The organism is Megalodesulfovibrio paquesii (assembly GCF_054653055.1).
The window spans coordinates 163,686-184,620 of the sequence record NZ_BAAIGQ010000007.1 but is presented as its reverse complement, the minus strand read 5'-3'; the positions used below and the strand labels follow the sequence as shown (position 1 = coordinate 184,620).

Annotated in this window: 18 protein-coding genes; 11 read left to right on the top strand and 7 right to left on the bottom strand. The window is 57.4% G+C overall.

Annotated elements, in window-relative coordinates:
* Positions 1-13 precede the first annotated feature (13 nt).
* A complete protein-coding gene (locus ACYQ00_RS17250) occupies positions 14-736 on the bottom strand; it encodes a tetratricopeptide repeat protein (protein ID WP_460033327.1) in 723 nt (240 codons plus the stop codon).
* Between the two features lie 279 nt (positions 737-1,015).
* Here ACYQ00_RS17250 and ACYQ00_RS17245 point away from each other — a divergent pair, with 279 nt between their 5' ends.
* Both ACYQ00_RS17245 and ACYQ00_RS17240 read left to right on the top strand, forming a co-directional pair.
* The gene (locus ACYQ00_RS17245) at positions 1,016-2,287 is read left to right on the top strand and encodes a glutamate-5-semialdehyde dehydrogenase (protein WP_460033326.1); all 1,272 of its coding nucleotides are present in this window, start codon (positions 1,016-1,018) and stop codon (positions 2,285-2,287) included.
* A 167-nt stretch (positions 2,288-2,454) separates the two neighbouring features.
* Entirely contained in the window at positions 2,455-3,177 is a 723-nt protein-coding gene (locus ACYQ00_RS17240) for a nicotinate-nicotinamide nucleotide adenylyltransferase (protein ID WP_460033325.1), read from the top strand.
* Between the two features lie 59 nt (positions 3,178-3,236).
* Here the strand turns inward: ACYQ00_RS17240 and ACYQ00_RS17235 are convergent, their stop codons facing one another.
* Together ACYQ00_RS17235 and ACYQ00_RS17230 are read right to left on the bottom strand one after the other, a co-directional pair.
* The gene (locus tag ACYQ00_RS17235; protein ID WP_460033324.1) at positions 3,237-3,542 is read right to left on the bottom strand and encodes a hypothetical protein; all 306 of its coding nucleotides are present in this window, start codon (positions 3,540-3,542) and stop codon (positions 3,237-3,239) included.
* Between the two features lies 1 nt (position 3,543).
* Positions 3,544-4,338 carry a hypothetical protein gene (locus tag ACYQ00_RS17230; RefSeq protein WP_460033323.1) on the bottom strand — a complete coding sequence of 265 codons (795 nt, stop codon included), beginning with the start codon at positions 4,336-4,338 and terminating at the stop codon, positions 3,544-3,546.
* Between the two features lie 236 nt (positions 4,339-4,574).
* On the opposite strand from ACYQ00_RS17230, the gene ACYQ00_RS17225 reads away from it, so the two are divergent.
* The 3 genes from ACYQ00_RS17225 (at position 4,575) to ACYQ00_RS17215 (ending at position 8,810) form a co-directional block, all read left to right on the top strand.
* Positions 4,575-5,465, top strand: coding sequence for a flagellin N-terminal helical domain-containing protein (locus ACYQ00_RS17225; RefSeq protein WP_460033322.1), 891 nt, complete (start codon positions 4,575-4,577; stop codon positions 5,463-5,465).
* Positions 5,466-5,638: 173 nt separating this feature from the next.
* A complete protein-coding gene (locus tag ACYQ00_RS17220) occupies positions 5,639-7,171 on the top strand; it encodes an oligosaccharide flippase family protein (RefSeq protein WP_460033321.1) in 1,533 nt (510 codons plus the stop codon).
* The gene (locus ACYQ00_RS17215; protein WP_460033320.1) at positions 7,164-8,810 is read left to right on the top strand and encodes an alkaline phosphatase family protein; all 1,647 of its coding nucleotides are present in this window, start codon (positions 7,164-7,166) and stop codon (positions 8,808-8,810) included. The genes ACYQ00_RS17220 and ACYQ00_RS17215 overlap by 8 nt, the downstream gene beginning before the upstream one ends.
* 3 nt (positions 8,811-8,813) lie before the next feature.
* Here ACYQ00_RS17215 and ACYQ00_RS17210 read toward each other — a convergent pair whose 3' ends face one another.
* Positions 8,814-9,890: a radical SAM/SPASM domain-containing protein gene (locus ACYQ00_RS17210; protein ID WP_460033319.1), complete on the bottom strand. Its 1,077-nt coding sequence runs from the start codon at positions 9,888-9,890 to the stop codon at positions 8,814-8,816.
* A gap of 46 nt (positions 9,891-9,936) precedes the next feature.
* Positions 9,937-10,902 carry a lysophospholipid acyltransferase family protein gene (locus ACYQ00_RS17205; RefSeq protein ID WP_460033318.1) on the bottom strand — a complete coding sequence of 322 codons (966 nt, stop codon included), beginning with the start codon at positions 10,900-10,902 and terminating at the stop codon, positions 9,937-9,939.
* Between the two features lie 129 nt (positions 10,903-11,031).
* Here ACYQ00_RS17205 and ACYQ00_RS17200 point away from each other — a divergent pair, with 129 nt between their 5' ends.
* The 4 genes from ACYQ00_RS17200 to ACYQ00_RS17185 are packed head-to-tail and all read left to right on the top strand — an operon-like array spanning position 11,032 to position 16,385.
* On the top strand, positions 11,032-12,645 hold the full coding sequence (locus tag ACYQ00_RS17200; protein ID WP_460033317.1) for a B12-binding domain-containing radical SAM protein: 1,614 nt from the start codon (positions 11,032-11,034) through the stop codon (positions 12,643-12,645).
* A complete protein-coding gene (locus tag ACYQ00_RS17195) occupies positions 12,645-14,135 on the top strand; it encodes a B12-binding domain-containing radical SAM protein (protein ID WP_460033316.1) in 1,491 nt (496 codons plus the stop codon). The genes ACYQ00_RS17200 and ACYQ00_RS17195 overlap by 1 nt, the downstream gene beginning before the upstream one ends.
* 2 nt (positions 14,136-14,137) lie before the next feature.
* Positions 14,138-15,442 carry a B12-binding domain-containing radical SAM protein gene (locus ACYQ00_RS17190; protein ID WP_460033315.1) on the top strand — a complete coding sequence of 435 codons (1,305 nt, stop codon included), beginning with the start codon at positions 14,138-14,140 and terminating at the stop codon, positions 15,440-15,442.
* 4 nt (positions 15,443-15,446) lie between these two features.
* Positions 15,447-16,385, top strand: a complete 939-nt coding sequence (locus ACYQ00_RS17185) for a lysophospholipid acyltransferase family protein (protein ID WP_460033314.1) — start codon at positions 15,447-15,449, stop codon at positions 16,383-16,385.
* 16 nt (positions 16,386-16,401) lie between these two features.
* Here the strand turns inward: ACYQ00_RS17185 and ACYQ00_RS17180 are convergent, their stop codons facing one another.
* A complete protein-coding gene (locus ACYQ00_RS17180; protein ID WP_460033514.1) occupies positions 16,402-17,472 on the bottom strand; it encodes a glycosyltransferase family 4 protein in 1,071 nt (356 codons plus the stop codon).
* A gap of 158 nt (positions 17,473-17,630) precedes the next feature.
* Here ACYQ00_RS17180 and ACYQ00_RS17175 point away from each other — a divergent pair, with 158 nt between their 5' ends.
* Both ACYQ00_RS17175 and ACYQ00_RS17170 read left to right on the top strand, forming a co-directional pair.
* On the top strand, positions 17,631-19,025 hold the full coding sequence (locus ACYQ00_RS17175) for a sugar transferase (RefSeq protein WP_460033313.1): 1,395 nt from the start codon (positions 17,631-17,633) through the stop codon (positions 19,023-19,025).
* 207 nt (positions 19,026-19,232) lie between these two features.
* Positions 19,233-20,054: a phosphoadenosine phosphosulfate reductase family protein gene (locus tag ACYQ00_RS17170; RefSeq protein ID WP_460033312.1), complete on the top strand. Its 822-nt coding sequence runs from the start codon at positions 19,233-19,235 to the stop codon at positions 20,052-20,054.
* Positions 20,055-20,069: 15 nt separating this feature from the next.
* On the opposite strand, the gene ACYQ00_RS17165 is transcribed toward ACYQ00_RS17170, so the two are convergent.
* Positions 20,070-20,930, bottom strand: a complete 861-nt coding sequence (locus tag ACYQ00_RS17165) for a glycosyltransferase (RefSeq protein ID WP_460033513.1) — start codon at positions 20,928-20,930, stop codon at positions 20,070-20,072.
* Positions 20,931-20,935 lie beyond the last annotated feature (5 nt).

Below are 20,935 nucleotides of genomic sequence, written 5' to 3'. Positions count from 1 at the left end.
CATACGCTATACGTTACGAGGATTGCTTTCCAGACTTCAACTGCTCCAGCTGGGCCATCTTCTGGCGGAAGAAAGCGCTTTCCTGATCGGGATTCTTTTCCATCAGGCTGGCCCAGGCGGCAATGGCGTCCTGGTATTCGCCTGCCGCCTCGGCCACCTGGGCCTTGAGTCGCAGCAGGGGGGTCCCGAAGCTGGCGGAAGCGCCCTTCTCCAGGGTGTGGACCAGGGTCAACGCTTCCTGGGCCTTGCCTGCCAGCGCCAGGGCCTGCGCCTGTCCCATGCCCGCAGTCAGCTTCATGGGCTGTTTTGCGTCCATGGCGATGCGGCCCCAGACTTCCGCGGCCTTGGTGTATTCCTCGCTGGCCATCAGCAGCTCGGCCAGGGAAAGCATGGCCCCTTCGCGCACTGGCGAGGGCGCAGTCTTGATAAAGGCCTCCAGTTCCGCGGCAGCCGTGTCCCCATGGGCCTTGGTCAGCAGGGCGCCCAGGGCGTCTGCGGCCTGGGCCTGGGTGCGGGTCTTGTGCCAGCTCAATCCGGACCACGCCGCGGCGGCCAGAACCACCACCGCAATCCCCAGGGCCAGTTGCTTCAGATGCGACTGGATCCAGAGGAGGGCCGGATGCTCGCTGGGAATGCCCGCCTCTTCAAAGGAGATGAGCGTGGCGCCAGGACGCGGTGCGTCGGAGCGAGGAGAAGAGGACGGGGCCGGAGATGGAGTACGAGACGACTCTGCCATGGGAAAAATCGCTCCTTGGAGGAATGACCGGATTATGCTACGAAATTGCCCACCGGTGCAGGCGCAGGAAGGCGAACGGGATGCCACCGCGCGCACGCGGTTGAACCGTCGTTCTAGTCAGGGTGTACAGAAATGTCAAAAGAGAAATGAAATATGGGTGCTTGTTGCTGACATCTCATTGGTTTTCCAGTGGATGTACAATTTTGTACACAAATGCCAGCGCCCCGTCTTTCACATTATTCAACTGTTCAATTTTACTTATCTTTACTCGGAGGTTCCATGGACGCCGCCAACGACATCGCCGCCCAGATGGAGGCCATCGGCCGCAAGGCCAAGACTGCCGCCCGTGTGCTGGCGGCAGCCTCGCCGGCAAGCAAGAACAAGGCCCTGCTCCACTTGGCCCAGCTGTTGCGCACCCGTGGCGACGCCATCGCCCAGGCCAACCGCAAGGATCTCCAGGCTGCCGATGCCGCCGGGCTGGACGCCCCCCGCATGGACCGCCTGCGCCTGACCGACGCCGTCATCGAGGCCATGGCCAAGGCCTGCGAGGAAGTGGCCGCACAGTCTGACCCTGTGGGCGCCATTGAAACCATGTGGAAGCGGCCCAACGGGATCATGGTCGGCAAAATGCGCATCCCACTGGGCGTGGTGGCCATGATTTTCGAGTCACGTCCCAACGTCACCGTGGATTCGGCGGTCCTGTGTCTCAAGGCGGGCAACGCCGTGGTGTTGCGCGGCGGCTCCGAGGCCATCCACTCCAATCTGGCCCTGGCCGCGCTGCTGCATGAGGCGTTGGACTTTGCCGGCCTGCCCATGGACTGCGCGCAGGTGATCGGGACCACAGACCGCGCCGCCGTCACCGCCCTGTGCAAGATGGATCAGTACATTGACGTCATGATCCCCCGCGGCGGGGAAGGACTGGTCCGGGCGGTGACCCAGGCGGCCACCATGCCCGTGCTCAAACATTATCAGGGCGTGTGCCACTGCTATGTGGACAGGGAGGCTGATCTGCCCCAGGCCCTGAACATTGTCTTTAACGGCAAATGCCAGCGCCCCGGGGTGTGCAACGCCCTGGAGGCCGTGCTGGTGCATGCCGAAGCGGCTGAAGCCTTTCTGCCCATGCTGGCCAAAAAGCTGGGCGGCGTGGGCGTGGAATTCCGGGCCTGCCCGCGGTCCCTGCCGCTGCTGGGCAATACCGCCGTGCCTGCCCGCCCTGATGACTGGGGCCACGAATTCCATGACCTGATCATGGCCGTGAAGGTGGTGGATTCCATGGATGAGGCGTTGGATCACATCGCGGCCCATGGTTCCAACCATACGGAAGTCATCTGCACCAAAAATTACGACGCCGCCCTGCGCTTTTTGCGCGAGGCGGATGCCTCCATGGTGGCGGCCAATGCCTCGTCACGCTTTAATGATGGCGGCGAACTTGGCCTGGGCGCGGAGATTGGCATCTCCACGTCCAAGCTGCACGCCTATGGCCCCATGGGCGCCACCGAGCTGACCAGCACCAAGTTCGTGATCCTGGGCCAGGGTCAGACCCGCGGCTGACCCGCCTGAGGCCCGCCTCAATGCCAGCCACCACGCCAGGCAACACACCACGCAATGGCCCAGATAATGGCCCAGACAAGGGGCTAAACAAGGGGCCAGGCCCGCATCCGGCAACGCCAGAGTACACGGGGGCGCCAGAGGGCGCTCCCGTCCTGCCGTTTTCCATCATGGCCCCGCGGCTGGGCATCCTGGGCGGGTCCTTCAACCCGCCGCATGCCGGCCACATGCTCCAGGCCCGGCATGCCGCCGCGCTGCTGGGGCTGACCAGACTGGACATGCTGCCAGCCGCCGCGCCGCCGCACAAGCCTTCCCAGGGGCTTCTCCCTTTCGAGTTCCGCCTGGAATTGTGCAAGGTTGCCCTGCTGCACGCCAGGGCTGAGGGTGGGTTGCCCGACACCTGCACCCTGCGCGTGGACGATCGTGAAGGCCGCCGCGCCGGCCCTTCCTATACCATTGAAACCCTGCGGGAATACACTGCTGAGCTGCCCGGCTGGGAGATCATTTTCCTGATGGGCTCCATAGACCTGCCCACCCTGCCCACCTGGAAGGACGGCCAGGGCATCAATGCCCTGGCGCACCTGGCCGTGCATCCCCGCGAGGAGGATGACGCCGCGGGGCTGGATGTGTTGCTGCGGTCGGGGGTTTTGGGTGGCTACGCGCCGGTCGCCTCGCCACTGCCCGGCGTGCCTCGCTGCTGGCACAAGGTAGAGCCGCCGGGCAAGCTTTTGTGGTATCTGGAATGCACCCGGCTGCCCACGCACGCCACGGGGATTCGCGAACTCTGGAACCGCGGACTGGACGGAAAGCCGGCGCTGCAGGCGCAGTTGCCCGCGCCGGTCCTGGCCATGCTGGAGGAGCGGCGCGGGCTGGTGGATGCGGTCTGGGGATAGGGAAACCGCCTGCCCCCCCCTGAACTGCCTGAACTGCCCACAACGTGTGGATTCAGGCCTCAATCCAGAATAGGATGGCTGGGACTGCGCAGGATGCCGCCCTGGATCTGAATGGCTTCATCATGGCGCATGTAGATGGAATCCCGCTTGCCCAGGAGTTCGATGTAGCCCGTGGCGTTGCGCAACATCACGGTTTCGTTTGGCTTTATCTCGCCCTTGGTAGCAGTTTCCAGATCATCCCAATGCACGGCATAGGTGTAGATCTGCCGGTCCATATTCCGCAGGGTGCCGGCCCGGACAGGCGTTGGTCCCTGCGCCGCCAGCCAGCAGGCCGCCAGCAGCAGTACGAAGCAAAAACCGCGCATCCTACTGCCCGGGCTTGAGTTTTTCGTACAGGTCAAAACGCATGGCCGGCTTGATGTTCAGCCCGTCGAAGTGGGCATCGAAGATGCCGTCGGCGTCGGTATCAAAGTGGCCGAAGGTTTTATCCGCTCCGCCGCCATCAACCATGTAGCCGAACACGCGGCGATCCATGTTTTTGCCGGGCACGCTGAAGGCGAACATCTTCACGGTCAGCTCGCCCTTCTTGCCGGCTTTGAAGGCCCGGCCCACGGTATCGTTGCCGGCCAGGTACTCGAAGGCGTCCAGGGGGGCGATGTCCCCGAGGTAGGTGCCGTCGCGCTCGGCCTGCACCGAGGCGGCGAGCAGATCATCCACCGTGGCGTAGAGGAAGTAGCCGCCGGCCAGGGTGGGAGTGGTTTTGGGGATGGCCCGGGACGCCGGCGCGACAGGCGCAACGGGCACAACGGGCGCAAGCGGTGCTATGGGCGCAACAGGCGTGGAGGGCGCGGCCTGGGTGGCGGAAGTACCGGGTGCCGCGGGTGTAGTGGGCGCGGGGGATTCCTGCACCGTGTTGCTGACCGGCTCACGCACGGTCTGGCCGGTTTCAGCGGCCGGGGCCGCGGTCTGGTTGCCGGCAGCCTCAGGCGCAGGCTCGGCCGATTCGCCGCTGATCCAGGCGCAGCCAGACAGGCCCGCCGCTCCAACCAGCCCGAAGATGGCCAGCGAGGCGGCCAGCATCGCAGGACGCATCGTCTTCACACAGGAAGTCCAGGCGTGCTGCCCATTGATCATCATGATTTTTCTTGCGTTCTTCTGCATCAAATCAGCCTCCATGCAACATTTCTGCACGTTTCCGTGCTGAACTACCCGCCCTCCCCTAAAGATGCAAGCCTCACCCGGTCGATAAGACCTGCGAGTGGGGAGGGGAGACCCTGAAAACGGCCGGGAGTCGCGCCCCGCCTGCAAGTCCGGATCAAAGCCCCCAACACGGGCCGCAACTCGGACAAGGTTCCCCTCGGCAAGGATGCCAATACTTACTTCAAGGAGGAATGACCATGTCTCTTGCCATTAACCACAACATGATGGCGATGACCGCTTCGCGCAACCTGCGCACCGCGTACGGCAACCTGGGCACGTCCGTTGAGCGGCTGTCCTCGGGCCTGCGTGTGAACACCGCCGCCGACGACGCCGCCGGCCTGGCCATCCGCGAACTCATGCGCGCGGACATCGCCTCCCTGAACCAGGGGGTGCGCAACGCCAACGACGCCATCTCCCTGATTCAGACTGCGGACGGAGCCCTCGGCGTCATCGACGAAAAGCTCATCCGCATGAAAGAGCTTGCGGAACAGGCTGCCACCGGGACGTACACCTCCGAACAGCGCCTGATCATCGACTCCGAATACCAGGCCATGGCCTCGGAAATCACCCGTATCGCAAATGCCACGGACTTTAACGGCATTTACCTGCTCAACGGCAACCTCTCCAGCGACACCCACACCGGCAACGTGATGACGCCCACGGGCAAGCTGAAGGTGCACTTTGGGACTGCCAACGACTCTGCGGAAGACTACTACTACATCAAGATCGACTCTGCCACTGCTTCCTCTCTTGGTGTGGGGAGCCAGGCTGCCGCCACTTCCGACGGCTACTCCATCTCCACCCAGGAAGGCGCCCAGAAGGCGCTGGACGCCCTGAAGGACGCCATCGTCTCCAAGGACAAGATCCGTGCGAACCTGGGCGCCCTGCAGAACCGTCTGGAAAACACCATCACCAACCTGCAAATCCAGGCCGAAAACCTCCAGGCTGCCGAATCCCGCATCAGCGATGTGGACGTCTCCCTGGAAATGACGGAATTTGTGCGCCAGCAGATTCTGACCCAGTCGGCCGTGGCCATGCTGTCTCAGGCCAACTCACTGCCCAGAATGGCTTTGCAGCTGATCGGCTAGTCTCATCGGGAACCGCGGGCTTTTCTTTAGGGGCCGATCCAGAATCCATCCGCCCTGCCCATTCCTCCTCACTCACGCGCCAGACCCCGGCGGCTTCGGCTGCCGGGGTTTTTCGTGTCGTCCCGCCTTTGGCCCTGGACGCAACCCGGGATTTTGACGTATTGATCCACACCATGCAAAGCCCCGCCCCCTCGCATGCATCCGGCTCGCCCCCCGGCCCCATCGCTGGCTCACTCCCCGGCCCTGGCCCTGGCCCACACGGCCGGTCCATCCTGGCCAATTCCTTTTTTGTCCTGTCCGCCAGGGTCATGCAAATGGCTGTGGGCTTTCTGCTCCTGGTAGGCGTGGCCCGCTACCTGCCCGTGGCCCGGTACGGCGAGTTCGGCTACATCATGACCCTGGCCGCCTCCACCATGGCCATGACCTACTTTGGCCTGCAGCAGACCGTCATCAAGGATATGGCCCGGGACCGCACCCATGCCGCCGCGCATCTGGGCGCCGGGGTGGTGCTGCGGGCTATTCTGTGCCTGGTGGCTGTGGGCGGGCTCTTGCTGGCCGATCTGCTGGCCGGCTCGCCACGGGAACTTCTCCTGGCCACCCTGCTCTGTGCCGCGGGCGAGGCCTGCCGGTCCATGGCCATGCTCTCGGGGGCGGCCTTCCAGGCCTACGAGCGGATGATCTGGGAGCCTATCCTGACCCTGACCCAAAGCGTGACCGCCCTGGTGCTGGTAAGCTTGGCCATCTGGCTGGACTGGGGCTTTCTGGCCCTCTTTGCCGGGGTCACGGCCTCGCTGGTGTTGCAGATGGTGCTCTCCTGGGCTGTCTGCGTGCGGCGGTTCATTGCCCCGGCCATGCCCTCGGCGGCCATGGTCAAATCCATGCTGGCCGTGGCGCTGGTGGTGGGGCTGGGAGTGTTCTTCAACCGCAATCTGGTCCGCGTCTGCACGCTGGTGGTCAAATGGCTGGACGGGCCGGAAGCCGTGGCCTGGTTTCAGCTGCCGCACGACTTCATCCTGCGTTTCGGGCTGGTGCCGCAAGCACTGATGCTGGCGAGCTTCCCGGTCTTTGCGCGGCTGATGCTGCACGACCGGGCCGGCGCGGAGCGGCTGTACCGGCTCTTCTTCCGCTACACCCTGGCCTGGGGGCCGGGCCTGTCCCTGGCCTTGTCCTTTTTTGCGGAAGATCTGATCCGGCTCTTTTTTGGCGAGCGCTACCTGCCCGGCGTGCCCGTCTTTCAGTGGCTGGCCTGGGCCATCACGCCCCTGGCCATCGACCAGCTGCACGTGAACATCCTCGTGGCCATGGACAAGCAAAAAGCCGTGACCCTGTATTCCGGCGGCACCCTGCTCCTTTGCGGTCTGGGGGCCTGGGCCGCCGTGGCGACGCTGGGCTGGGAATCCGCCGCCTGGGTGGCCACGGGGAGCTACTGGCTGCTGGCGATCCTTTCCACGTGGTACACCGTCCGCGTGCTGGCTGCGCCGGCCCTGGGCCGCCTGGGCCTTGCCCTGCCCGCGGCCCTGCTGGCGGCCTGGGGGGTGATGCGGCTGAGCGCGCCCCTCTCCAGCCTGCTGGCCTTTGCGCTCGGGGCAGGCGTATATGGTGCGATACTCATTGGTTCCGGGGCCTTGCCGTGGCAGGAAATCAAACAACTCCGGACGCTGCGCCGCGCGCGTCCGTCCAGAGAAGGAGCGGTGCCGCATGCATGATTCTCCACGCAACGCTGGCAAGATCCTGGTGATCGGCTGGGACGGCGCCACCTTCGACATGATCCGCCCCCTCGTCGCTGCCGGACGCATGCCCACCGTGGCCCGTCTGCTGGCCGAGGGCATGCACGCTCCGCTCAACTCCACCACCCCGGCCGTCACGCCTGTGGCCTGGTCCTCCTTCATGACCGGAGTCAATCCCGGCAGCCATGGCATCTTCGACGCCTTCCGCTACGACGCCCAGGCCAAGACCCTGCGTCTGGTCCACGCCGGGCTCCGCACCGCGCCGACCCTCTTCAAGATCCTCGACGAGCGCGGCCGGCCCAGTGGCTCCCTGAACATCCCCATGACCTGGCCGCCGGACAGGCTGGCCCACGGCTTTGTCTTTACCGGCATGTTCACCGCCGGCGGCGCGGCGGACAAGGTCCATCCGCCGGAGCTGGCTGCGGATGTGGCCCGGGCCATCGGCAACCAGACCCTGGAGCCGGCCCAGCATCCGGAACCGGCAACCTACCTCAAGAATATTATTCAGAACATCCGCACCCAGGAAACCCTGACCCTGCACCTGATGCAGGCCCGGCCATGGGACCTCTTGGCCAGCGTGTTCATCGATTCGGACCGCGTGCAGCATTATTTCTGGAAATACACCGACCCGGCCCACCCCCAGCATGCCGCGCTGGGCGAGGCCATTGCCCAGGTGTACGAAGCCCTGGACGCCGCCCTGGGCCGGCTCCTGGCCGCCGCACCGGCCGGCACGCGGCTGTGCATGGTTTCGGATCATGGCGCTGGTCCGTTGCACACCACGGTTTTCTTGAACAAGTGGTTGATGGACCACGGCTATCTCGTCCTCAAGCAGGATCTCTCCACCGCGCTGGCCGCCACCAGGGCCGCGGGCCACGGCGCCGGGCGACCCTCCCGGCTCAAGCATTATCTCAAGCAGATCCTGCCTGCCAGTGTCACGGCCAGACTGCGCCGGGCCATGGCCAAGGGCGAACAGGCCCGGCGGGACCGGTTCCTGGAACTGGTGGACTGGGAACGGACCACGGCGCTTTCGGAAGGGGTCAGCGGCGGGATATATCTCAACTCGGCAATCATGACCCCGGCCCGGCGCGAGGAAGTGGAACGCACCCTGATTGCCGAGCTGCCTGGCATCTTGGACCCGAAAAACGGCACGCATCCCATCACCGCGGTTCGGCGGCGGGCGGAACTGTTTAGCGGCGCGGCTGCGGAGCATGCCCCGGACCTGCTGGTGGCCTGCGCGCCCGGCTATCAGATCATCGTGCCCAATGAGCTGTTGCGGTTTGACCAGAAATTCGATGGCGACATGTTCCTGGCCCACCAGTGGAGCGGCCGGCACGAGCAGTTCGGCATTCTGGTGCTGCACGGCCCGGGCGTGCGCCATGCGGTCCTGCCCTGGGCGGAAATGCCCGACGTGGCCCCCACCCTGCTGCATCTCCTGGGCGAGGCCGTGCCGCCGCACATGGAGGGCCGGGTGCTGCGGGAGGTCCTGGAAGGCGAGGCTGACACCATGGCCGGAGCTTCCACCGTTGACGCAACGACACACGTCGCGGAAACGCGCGAACTAACGCCCGAGGAAGAAGCGGCCATCGCCCAGCAGCTGCAGGATCTCGGCTACTTATAAGGACTACGCCCCCTTGGCCAGACGCTTGCGGGTGTTGACGATGAGCGGGCAACGCTGGCAGACCCGGGCGCAGGCTGTCTCTGCAGTGTTTCGGGGATCGCGCGCCAGACGGCGGGCGGCGCGGTAGGCCGGGCCGTTCCAGATGTCCTTGAAGGGCTGATTCAGGGCATTGCCAAAGTCGTTGGCCAGGGGGCGCACATCGTTGCAACAGGGCGAGACCCCGCCATCAAAGTTGATGAACGCCGAGCGGTACAGCCAGGTGCAGTCCGGCTCCACGCCGGCGGCCTGATCCTCCTGATTGCGGGGAAAACGGCTGCTCCACCACTGCTCTGGTGCATCTTCCGGGAAAAAGGGCTTGATGAAGCGGATTTGATCCACCCCCAGCTCCCTGGCCTTCTGCGCAGCCAGGGCCAGCTCGCCCTCGTTGAAACCGGTTACGCAGAACTGCCAGTCGATGACCGGCGTCTTGCTGCCTCGCGCTTTCTTGCGCTCCACCAGCCTGCGGACGTTTTCCAGGGCCAGTTCCATGTTTCCCTTGCCCATGAAGGTGGCGTAACTCTCAGGGGTTACGCCATGGCAGGAGAAGATCAGCACTTCCAGGCCGGAGTCGATGATCTTGTCCGCCAGGTGTTCGTCGCGGATGTTCATGTTGGAGGACACGCCCACGCCAATATTCTTGTCCGTGGCATAGCGAATCATCTCGAAGCCTTCAGGAAAGAGAAAAGGCTCGCCAAAGCCGTACATGTTGATCTTGAACAGGTACGGCGCCAGCTGATCCACAATCTGCCGGAACTGCCCGGGTTGCATGCGTCCGTAGCCGCGCTCGCCTTCCCTGGGCTGGCGGCGGTTGTCGTAACAAAAGGCGCAATGCAGGTTGCAGATGTTGGTGGATTCCAGCTTCAGGATGTAGGGCATCGAATCCAGGACCTCGGCCTTGCGACGCAGGTTGCGCTCCGCCTTGATCAGATTGACCAGCTTGCGCGGTGTGGCATGCCGCAACACGGCCCAAAGGTGTCGTTTCAGAATGCGAAACCTGGTGGCTGCATCCATGCCGCGAGTAGCCAGACCGGCGCGTAACATAATGGCTCCTGAATGTTGCTGACAAGTTGCCCGGAAACGAAAACGGTTAATCATCCACAAACAAAGGGTCTTCCTTCAGGGCCATATGCAGCCGAAAGGCCAGGAAATACAGATAATGATCCGGCCGGGCGCGCACATCTGCCTCCAACACGGCGACGAGGCGTTGCAGATTTCGACCCAATACAGAAAAATCCTTATCCTTATTCGGGGAACCCTCAAGCTCCAGCGGCGGATGGACGCGCAAGGTGTTCACGCCCGTGGCCGGATCGCGCAGCATGACGCATGGCAGCAGCGTGGCCCCCGTGCGCATGGCCAGGCCCGCAGCGCCAAAGGAAAACAGGGCCCGCCGGCCCAGAAATGTCACGGGCAGCTTCTTCTCCCCGCCCCCGCCATCAATGGCCACGCCCAGGATTTCCCCACGCCTGAGACAGGCGAAGGCTTCCTTCAGATTACCGAATATGTTTATATGCTTGACGGGCAGCGCAGCCTCGTGCTCCCAGCGCATTTCCCGTGTGCGGCGCACCAGGGCGCTGCGGGCTTCGGGCAGGCGCTCGTTGAGCACCCAGGCCGGCGCCGAAAGCTGGCACATCGTATAGCCGCGGTGGCCGATGGCCGGCATGATCATCTGATTGGCCCCGAAATGCCCAAACGCCAGGATGACCCCGCGCCCGGCTGCCAGGGCTGCATCCAGATGCCCCTGCCCTTCCAGGCGGGTCAGCTGGGCGGTGCGCTCGGGGTTCAGCGTTGGAAAAATAAGTACTTCTAGGTCATTGTAAACAAAATTAACTGCCGCCTGACGCACGGTGTTCTGAATGGCCTCCGCCGGGGCAGAGTCGCCCAGGATGATCCGCGCTGCCGCGGCCATCCCCCGCCGCTTGCCGCCGGCCACATGATAATACAGGCGCCCCAACATGCGGGCGATACGGAGTGTCCAGGGAATGGGCAGCGTCCACAATACCCGTTTAAAAGGCCCCCAGACGACCCACAGGGCCAAATCACGCGCAATGATCATGGCAAGTTGGGGTTGGTTGAGAAATCATGTTTTTTTGTTTGCAACACCTTGCTTAAAACGGCTATATCATCCGTTATGTCGCATTCCTACGCTACTGCGCCCATCGCGTCAAATCCAGGTTGCTCCGCCGTGGACAAGTCAGATGCCCCGCTGGTTGTGCTGGTCACGCCCACGCCGCCAGACCTCTCCGCCTTTGGCGTGCGCTCCATCTCCGCCTTTTTGCGACAGCAAGGCCTGCGCACCCGCATCATCTTTCTGCCTGGCAGCCTGGGCCTGCTCAAGCAAGGCGGCACCTTCGTCTACCACTACCCCGAAGCTGCCTTGCAACAAGTGGCCGAACACTGCCGCGGCGCCACGCTGGTGGGCCTCTCCTTCATGACCAACTACCTGGACCGTGCTGCTCAATGCACCCGAGCCATCCAACGCATTGCCGGTGTGCCGGTGATCTGGGGCGGCGTGCACGCCACGCTGCGGCCTGAGCAAGCTCTTGAGTACGCGGATTATGTGTGTGTTGGTGAGGGCGAGGAAGCCGTCCTGGAGCTGGCTGCCGCCCTGGCTCGCGGAGAGCGCCCGCTTGACCTGCCCGGGGTGTGGACCAAGGCCGACGGCCGGATTCGCGACAACGGCTGCCGCCCCCTCATCGCCGATCTCGATTCCCTCCCGCCTCCGGATGTTTCCAATGCGGAGCATTTTCTGCTGAACCCCATCCATCAGCAGATCATACCGCTGACCCAGGCCATGTACGTGGAAACACTGCCACTCGTTCCGTACCATGACAACAGACGGTTGAAGGCCTATCGCATCATGACGGATCGCGGCTGCCCGCATCGCTGCAGCTACTGCAACGTTCCCGCGCTGAAAGACAAGTTCGCCAACGATGCAGTGCCGTACTTCAGATCACGCAGTGTGCCGCATGTCATGGCCGAGCTTGATGACGCGTTGATCAGATTTCCGCAGATTGAGGCCGTGCAGTTTTTTGATGATACTTTTTTTGCCCGCCCCATGACCTGGCTGCGCGAGTTTGCCATGCAGTACAAGCACCGTATCAAACTGCCTTTTTACTGCCAGGCCAGCCCCACAACATTGACAGAAGAAAAACTTGATTTACTCATGGATTCCGGCATGGTCTACGTGGAAATGGGCGTGCAGACCGGCTCCCCCCATATCCGGGCGCTCTACGGCCGCAAGGAAAGCAACGAGCAGATCGTGGCTGGCGCCAAACTGGTGCATGCGCGCGTGCCGCCGCTTCTGCCCCCCCACTATCACGTCATCATGGATAATCCGTGGGAGACGATGGACGACCTGATGCAGACCGTGCACCTGCTGCACCAAATCCCAAAGCCCTACGGCCTGGCCATCTCCAGCCTTGTGTTTTTCCCCGGAACGGCCATTTCCCGCAAGGCACAGGAGGATGGCTACATTGAAGATGAAGAAAAGCAGGTGTTCCGCCAGCCTTTTTACATTCCGCCCACTCGACATTACCCCGGATTGTTGTTGTACCTTCTGAGCTTTACGTATTTTCCGCAATCGATCATCGCCCGGTTGCTGCGAGAAGGCCCCATTCGCCGTCTGCTTGAGGGCCGCCCCCCCTGGTTTTATGGCCTCTTTCATCTTGTGGGTGAGGCCTGCCGTGCCGGGGCCAAGGCCTGGAAACTGTTAATCCGCGGCGATATCAGCCGCATACGCGCCTGGATTGACCGACAACGGCGGCACGATCCTGTGGTCGCCGGGAGGAAAGGTTGATGCGTGTTGTCCTCATCTCGCCCTATCCCGACATCACCAGCTTCGGTCTGCGGTCCCTCTCGGCATGGCTGCGGTTGCATGGCGTCCAGACCCGCTGCATATTCCTGCCAGATCCCTTTGGCGATGAAATAGCCTCCCAACCGGAGCGTTACACACTGCACGCCCTGGCCCAGGTGACTGCATTGTGCAAGGATGCCGACCTTGTTGGCATTACCTTGATGACCAACTACTTCGACAACGCCGCCCAGCTCACAAAACACCTGCAACCATTAAATATTCCAATTCTTTGGGGCGGGGTGCACGCCACCATCCGTCCCGAGGAATGTCTCGCGCACGCAGATTTCGTATGTGTGGGTGACGGCGAAGAGACCTTGCTCGACCTGACGCGTGCCCTGGAGTCCGGGAATGATCCTTCAGCCATTCCGGGCCTTTGGGGCAAGAGCAACGGCCAGGTATTCCGAAATCCTGTGCGCCCCCTGCCAGCCTCTCTGGACGCCTACCCCCCTCCGGACTGGAGCGGCAATGAGCACTATATTCTGAATAATGACAGGATGATACCACTCTCGCCGGAGGAGGTCCGGACCCGACTGGAGGGTGGTACCGTCTCGCGCCTGCTTGGCAAAATCGGCTATCAAACCATGACTGGCCGCGGATGCCCGCATCGCTGCAGCTACTGCATCAATGATGCGGTAAAAAAGTTGTATGGCGCCAAGAACTATCTCCGCTGGCGAGGTACTGAACATGTCATGCTGGAGCTCGAATCCATCATCAGGCAATACCCGTTCATCGGATTTATCTGGATTTCTGATGATGCGTTTTTTGGGCGGCCCATGCATGATATTCAAGAGTTTTGTAATGAGTACAAAGCACGCATTGGTCTTCCTTTTACCTGCCTGGCCAGCCCTCTGACCATGCGTGAGGACAAACTTACAGCCTTGGTCAACGCCGGGCTCGTATACTTGCAGATGGGGGTACAGTCTGGCAGCCCTCGCATTCAGGATCTTTTTAATCGCTCCCGCATGAACAACGAGAAGCTGCTGGAAGCGATGCGGATCATCAATGCATTCAAGGAGCAACTCCTGCCGCCCAGCTACGACTTCATTCTCGACGCCCCCTGGGAAACCGATGAAGACCGGCGCGCCTCGCTTGAGTTTATCACCAAAATCCCCAAGCCTTTTAGATTGCAACCATTTTCCCTTGTGCTGTACCCCGGCACCGCACTGCACGATAAAGCCACCACTGAAGGCCTGCTGCAAAATGAACAGCGCGATGTCTATTCCAAACATTACACCATGCGAGCGCCAACCTACTCTAATCTTCTAATTTCAATAGCTAAAACCGGCAAAATGCCCAGTTGGCTTCTGCGACTGTGCATTGCTCCTCTGCCCTGGCGCCTGTTCAACTCCCGGACGCTGGAACCGTTTTTCCGAAGCGTTTTCTCAACTCTCAAACGGCTGAAATCTCAGCTCAAACCTTCTGCACAACACTGAGTATGCGCGTCCTCCTTGTGCAAAGCTGGCTCGGCGGCGCTGAACCGCCGGTATATCCGGTGGGGCTGGCCTGCATCGCGGCAGCGTTGCCGGACCATGAAGTCAGGATCTTTGATCCCAATGTTGAAGCCGATGCAGATGCAGTTTTCAGCAAGCTTACCGCCTTGCTTGCTGAATTTGATCCCCAAGTTATTGGGATCTCCCTGCGGAATATTGATTCTACCAACAAACGCGAAGTTGTATTCTACTATCAAGAATTTCGGACACTGCTACAGCATATCCATGCACGAACCATAGCGCCCATCATTGTCGGCGGTGCAGGGTTTTCGTTATTCGCCGAGCGCATCATGCATGAAAATCCTTCGATTTTCGCCGGCGTCTATCTCGAAGGTGAAGAAACAATGGCCGCCTTGCTACTGCACCTGGATGCTCCTGCCCTCGTGCCTGGAGTATATTATCGTGAGCATGGCGCGCTGCAGTTTTCCGGGCCTCCTCCCAAACTGGACGTATCGAAAACTCAGAATATTTTCGCTCAGGCATCCGGCTTTTCACGCTATCCCAACCTCGACCATGGCCCTGAACCCATCGGCGTGGAAAGTAAACGCGGATGCGCTTTGCATTGCATCTACTGCCCGTATGGTTTTTTAAATGGCAGAGAGTACCGTCTACTGAAGCCTTCAGACGTAGTGGACCGCATAGAATCACTGTATAGTATGCATAAAATATCTTGCTTTACATTTTTGGATTCTGTTTTTAATATACCACGATCTCACGCTGAAGCAATTTGCGACGAATTGCTTACCCGCAACATTGCTGTACAGTGGTCAGCCTGGTTTAATGAGAATCAAATGGATGGACCTTTTATTGAGAAATGCCTCAAGGCAGGCTGCACCACATTCATTTTAAGCCCGGATGGAATCACGGATTCAACCTTGCGGACACTTGGAAAGTCGCAGCGCAGAGCAGATATACTGCGCGTCTGGCGTATCCTTGTGCAACAGGCCAAAGTTAATCCCAACTTTGAAGTTAGCTATAATTTCTTCAAGAATCCTCCGGGGCAAACGTGGCTTGGTTTTGTCCAGCTGATTGTTTTTCTGTTCCGGGCTAAATTGACACTGCGGCGAAGAGTCCATTTCGAAGTGAATTCTCTTCGAATAGAGCCTCATACCACTCTTCATGCGATCGCACTCAAGGAACGTGTTTGCAGTGAGGATACTGATTTATTGCAACCCACCTATTACACGCAAAAGAAAACTGCGCTAATTGAATCGTTTTGGAATAAAGTACTCATGCTATTGGGGAAATAGAACAATGCAAACTCAGGAAAGCCTTGCAAGAGACATATTACGTCTCATAATCTGGTATCCATTTCGGTGGTTAATTAAATTCCTTACTCCTTCCAAAGGTCTTTTTTGCATTGCTGCACTCGGAGACATTCATTATCTGCTTTCCAGAAAAAAAAGAGCATTGCTGCAAGAAAATCTTCTGCGGTTATTTCCACACATGCCCACGAGTCAGATACGTTCTGAATGCAGAAGATACATGCAGACTCATTACCTCAATCAACTCATAATATTCATTTTCCCGTCGCTCACCCCTGCGCATCTCGAAAAAATGCTCGCCTGGAGAGGCATGGAACATCTTCACCACGCCTTGTCTTCAGGCAATGGCGTGGTTTTGGCGCACCCGCACTTCGGCCCCGTGCACCTTCCACTTTTCGCCTTGGGCCGCATGGGGTACCGCGTCAAACAGATTGGCAATCCCTCAGATGCAGGACTCTCCTGGATCGGGCGCCATGTATCGTTCCGGCTACGTGTTCAATATGAAAAAAGGATTCCCGCGGAGATAGTCCCTGTCGGCAGCGACTACCGGAAGATTTTCAGGCACTTGAAGGAAGGAAATCCAGTCATGATCACGGCAGATGGCTCCGGGACTCAGGAGCAATATGGCAAACACATTGCGCTGGCTTTCCACAATCAGATTGTAGAATTTCCGCTAGGTGCATCCAGCCTGTCTCTCAGAACCGGAGCGACGTTGTTGCCGATGTTTCTGGAACCAGTTTCCTCGACGCAATGGCGATGCACAATTGAGCCACCAATCCAGATGCCCCACACAATGCCCCGAAAGGAGGCCATAGAAAAAGCAACAGCCGAGTTTGCCGTCCGCTACGCGCAGTATACAGAGAAATGGCCTGGCTGCATGCATTTTCTAGACAGGCTTTCGCCTGGACACCTAATCAAAAAAACATGAAAAATCCTCTCAAAAGTCATCCGACAACGCTCGTGTATATGTTGTAAATTTGAGTTGCAGTATTTCTCCATGAGAACTTCGCAGCATGCAAGAATCCACGTTCGATCAGCTCTGCTCTAAGTTGTCTGTTTGTTACTATTGCTTCCAATGCATTTGCCAGCATGTCAATATCAGTCGGAGAAATCATGATCCCAGCCTCCCCCACAGCTTCTGGAAGAGATGTGACGTTGGAGGCCACAACGGGCACACCACACTGCATTGCTTCTATAACTGGCAGGCCAAACCCTTCGCCATGACTAGGATACACAAACCCCAAAGCTCCACTGTACAGTGCCGGCAAATGGTGCTGAGCGACACCGCCAATAAAATGAACGTCAAGTCCCTGCGCTATTTTTTGAATTTCTTGCAAATATTGGGGCATAAGCGGATCAACCATTCCAGCAATGATCATCGTACAGCCGAGCCTATTTCTTTGATTGGCCACCCCAAACGCTTTGATAAGGCTTTCAAGATTCTTTCGCGGTTCAATTCGTCCAACATACAATAGGTATTCACCGTCAATGCCATAGTGCGCTCTGACTTCGTTAATAGCTCCCGCATGTTGAGGGAAGAACTCCGGCGCAACACCAGGGTACACAACTTCAACTTTTTTTGGAGCGACTTTATATTTCCTGATAATGTGGGCCTTTGTATATTCAGATAGTGCAATAACCCGCTCCGCCTTACGTGCCGCAATGGGATACAGCAAGGTCATGAGTTTTCGCAGCTTAGAGGGATAAAACTGAGGGTATTCCTCATGCAAAATATCGTGCAGTGAAACAACATACGGGACTCTCAAGAAAAATGGCGCAATATATTGAACGTGCAAAACATCCAAAGCATCGCGAGAGCACTGCCGTGGAAACTTTGTTACGAGGCGGCTTATTCTCGATGCGTCAATGCCTTTGACCGTCGCATTGCGCTGTGGAATTGTCTTGCTTATTTCGCCGACAGCCGCAGTGGGCGTATACAGGAAAAGCTCATCCTCAACCATGCTATCTGCCAAATGGCGGGCAAGTTGCAATATATATGTCCTGGATCCTTGCATTAACTGATGCATCGCGTGCATATCAAGGCCAACTCGCATACCATCTGCCCTTTGCTAACTGTTCAGTGGCGGTTGCAACTGTAAAAAACTCTAGCCAAGTGCGATAGAAGATAGTAAAAAGAAGAAATTTTTACAACCATCTTTTTAAATGGCTTGTCATGAACAGAATATTTGAACAGCTCTCAAAGACCCATGCAGAATTACTCTTTACCATTCTCTTTGTTCTTTATGACTTTCTTGCAGTTTTTGCCTCACTCTTCATAGTTGATATATCATTGAGCATCGCCAACGTCTCGTACGCTGAAGGAAAATCGCTTTTTATATTCATCGCCATCGCAGTGCTCTGGCTCTTCGTATTAGCCTCTGCAGGCGTCTTCAGTAGCAACAAAAGCTTTTTAAATATTGAGCACTCCAAAAGAACTCTCAAGGGCTTGTGCCTTGTCTTCTGCATCAGCCTATTTGTAAGCTCACCATTCTTTACCCCCTCCGGCATGGGAAAGCTATTTATCGCTTTTACAATTTCGAGTATTCTAATTTTTTACGGACACATCTACCTGCATCACCATTTTCTGTTTCTGAAAAAACTCACGGGCAAACGGATTCTCATTTATGGGGCCGGGCACCTTGGCCGGACGGTGTATAATGTAATGGCCTCCTCCCGATATGGCCTGATCCCGATAGGCTTTGTCGATGACAATGTCACGTCAACGGGCAAAGAATTCTACTCTTGCGGCCTATTTGGGAAGAGCTGTGTGCAGGTGCTCGGCAGCGGCTCGGCCTTATCGGCTATTATCCGAGCCCATGACGTTGACCAGGTTCTTGTCGCAATCTCAAACATTTCTAACAATCAGCTTAACGAGATCCATTCAATCTGCAAAGCTGCTCATGTCGAATTCAGTTTCGTTCCAAACCTGTTTAACTACTCTGTGTTCGACATCACACTGACAACCATAGGCGAGGTCCCTATCGTATTATTTCATGCAAAGCCCATCTCCATTTATCCTGCACTAAAGCGAAGTTTTGATATTATTGTGAGTGTATTCCTTATGATTGCTTTCTTTCCGCTTGCTTGTGCGATTTTTTGTGCTGTATACTTTCAGGATTGGAGTTCTCCATTTTTCTCCCATGAACGTACTGGTATTCACGGCACACGATTCCGAATGTATAAATTTCGAACCATGCATGCCAAGAGTGACCCATATGCTCACACACCTGCTTCCTCGATGGACGACAGAATTACCAAAATTGGTCGCATCTTACGAAAAACGAGTCTTGATGAGTTGCCGCAACTTTTCAATGTATTGCGAGGCGACATGAGCCTTGTCGGCCCTCGCCCTGAAATGCCTTTTATTACAGAGAATTACAGCCGCATTGAAAAGATGCGGCTTCAGGTTAAGCCTGGAATCACAGGACTTTGGCAAATCAGTGTAGATCGAAATCTTCCGATTCACGAAAATCTTGAGTACGATTTATTTTACATTCGAAATTGCTCATTCTTCTTGGATTTGGCCATCATTCTCGAAACTGTCGCGTTTCTTTTCCGTGGAATTTAGTTTTATGATTATAAATAATTTCCGATTAAATGTACGCGTCTTTTCTTTTTGAGCTACCCATTGCAGAACGCAAGCAATACGCAGTGATTTCACTTCACATAGCCTGAAACCAATGGTAGTGCTGAAACGCAACAGTCTCATTTCGCACCATGTGGCAATACTCTCGACACTCTTTTCACACAAGCTTTGAAACCTTCGAGCACCAAAATGGACGCATTTCAACGTGAGACCAACTGGAATCTTTCCTTGCAAGACAAGGTGCAGTTATCCAAACAAGTGATTTTGGAAGCCATACTTACGTCTGAGTCGCGAGTTTCCATAGGCTGGACTGGCGGAAAAGACTCGACTGTGATGCTGTGGCTTGCCAGGTGTCTGGCCCAGGATGCAAATGTTCCTGTGCCACAATGTGTCTATATTGACGACGGTGATGTATTTCCTGAGATTGATCGATTTGTTCAAGCCACGGCTTCGGCATGGGACTTGAATCTTGCTGTAATTCGGAATGATGATTTACTGCAACGACAGCCTGCAATGGGTGAGATGATAGAGACTGCTTCACTCTCGGACGCCAATCAGCAACAGCTTGCCGCCATTAATCACTTATCCCCTTACTTCCAATTCGAGCCTGAATCGTTTGCTGGAAGCCATTTAACCAAGACGGTTCCGCTTCTTGACTATATCAGGCAAAATGCAGTCTCTCATTTTCTTGTTGGTATTCGCTGGGACGAACAAGAGCAACGCATCAATGACGATTATGTGCAATATAGAGATAGTCCTCCGCATTATCGAGTCCACCCGTTACTTCATTTTACCGAAAGAGATATATGGAACATCATACACTCCGAACGACTTCCCTTTTGCGAACTGTACCGGCAAGGATACCGCTCGCTTGGCGCAAAGTCCACAACACGGCCATTGGCGGCCATCCCAGCCTGGGAACAGGATCTGGAGCACACCTCTGAACGCGAGGGGAGAGGGCAGGACAAGGAAGCAGTTATGGAACAGCTGCGAAGCCTCGGCTATATGTAGTCTAATTTTTTTATGCTATTTATCAGAAGCCTTATCGGCCAAATTATCGCGATGTAATTTATAGTTCGAAACATTCCGTAGACCAGCTTCAAGAATCCAGGCAATTGCATGCAGTACATTATCCGTACGCTTGGGGAATAATGTTGAGACCAGTGCTCCTGGGACAAACGTCACAACATCGCGCAATGCGGATTCTGTTGTCAGCGATTGCATAAGCCGGCTGGTGATAATCTGGCAGTTGTTGCTCAAATCACCATATAACATTGGCGCCAATTCTCGGACCTGCCGCCGTACTGCGTGGTTGTGCCCGGCAAGTGGTGGAAAATTAAAGAGAATTTTTGCAGCCTTGCTTAGCGTTGACAATGCAGTCATGCCCCGGGATATAATGCCGCAGGCTTCTGAATCATAAAACACAGGGCCGTATGCTGCCAGAATTCTGGCATCTGCCTCGAACATCTTCACATAGCTGCTAATCCAGTTTTTGCTGTAATAGCAATCAACATCTGTGTGCAGGACTATATCTCCCAGCGCCATGTCAAGGCCATATTGCTTTGGGACAAAAATGTTCTGCGGTCTTTGTATCTGTACATAGCGCGGGTCATCGAGATATGAAATGCAGAATAGCCGTACGTTCACTTGCGAACAGAACTGATGCAGCAGAGACGCTTCCAACTCTGCCATGGTGGCTTTGCCGTTCAGTACAGCCACGATCTCCGTAGCTGGCGCCTCTGTGTTCTCAAAGAGCGAAGAGAAATTGCGATACAATCGAGGGAGTGGTTCCTTAATATGAACTGGCAGTACCACTGATACACGAGGGTGTTCTGCCGTCCCACGTAAGCGGGCGTATCCTTCTCGCACTTTGGCGGCGTATTCCATACAAG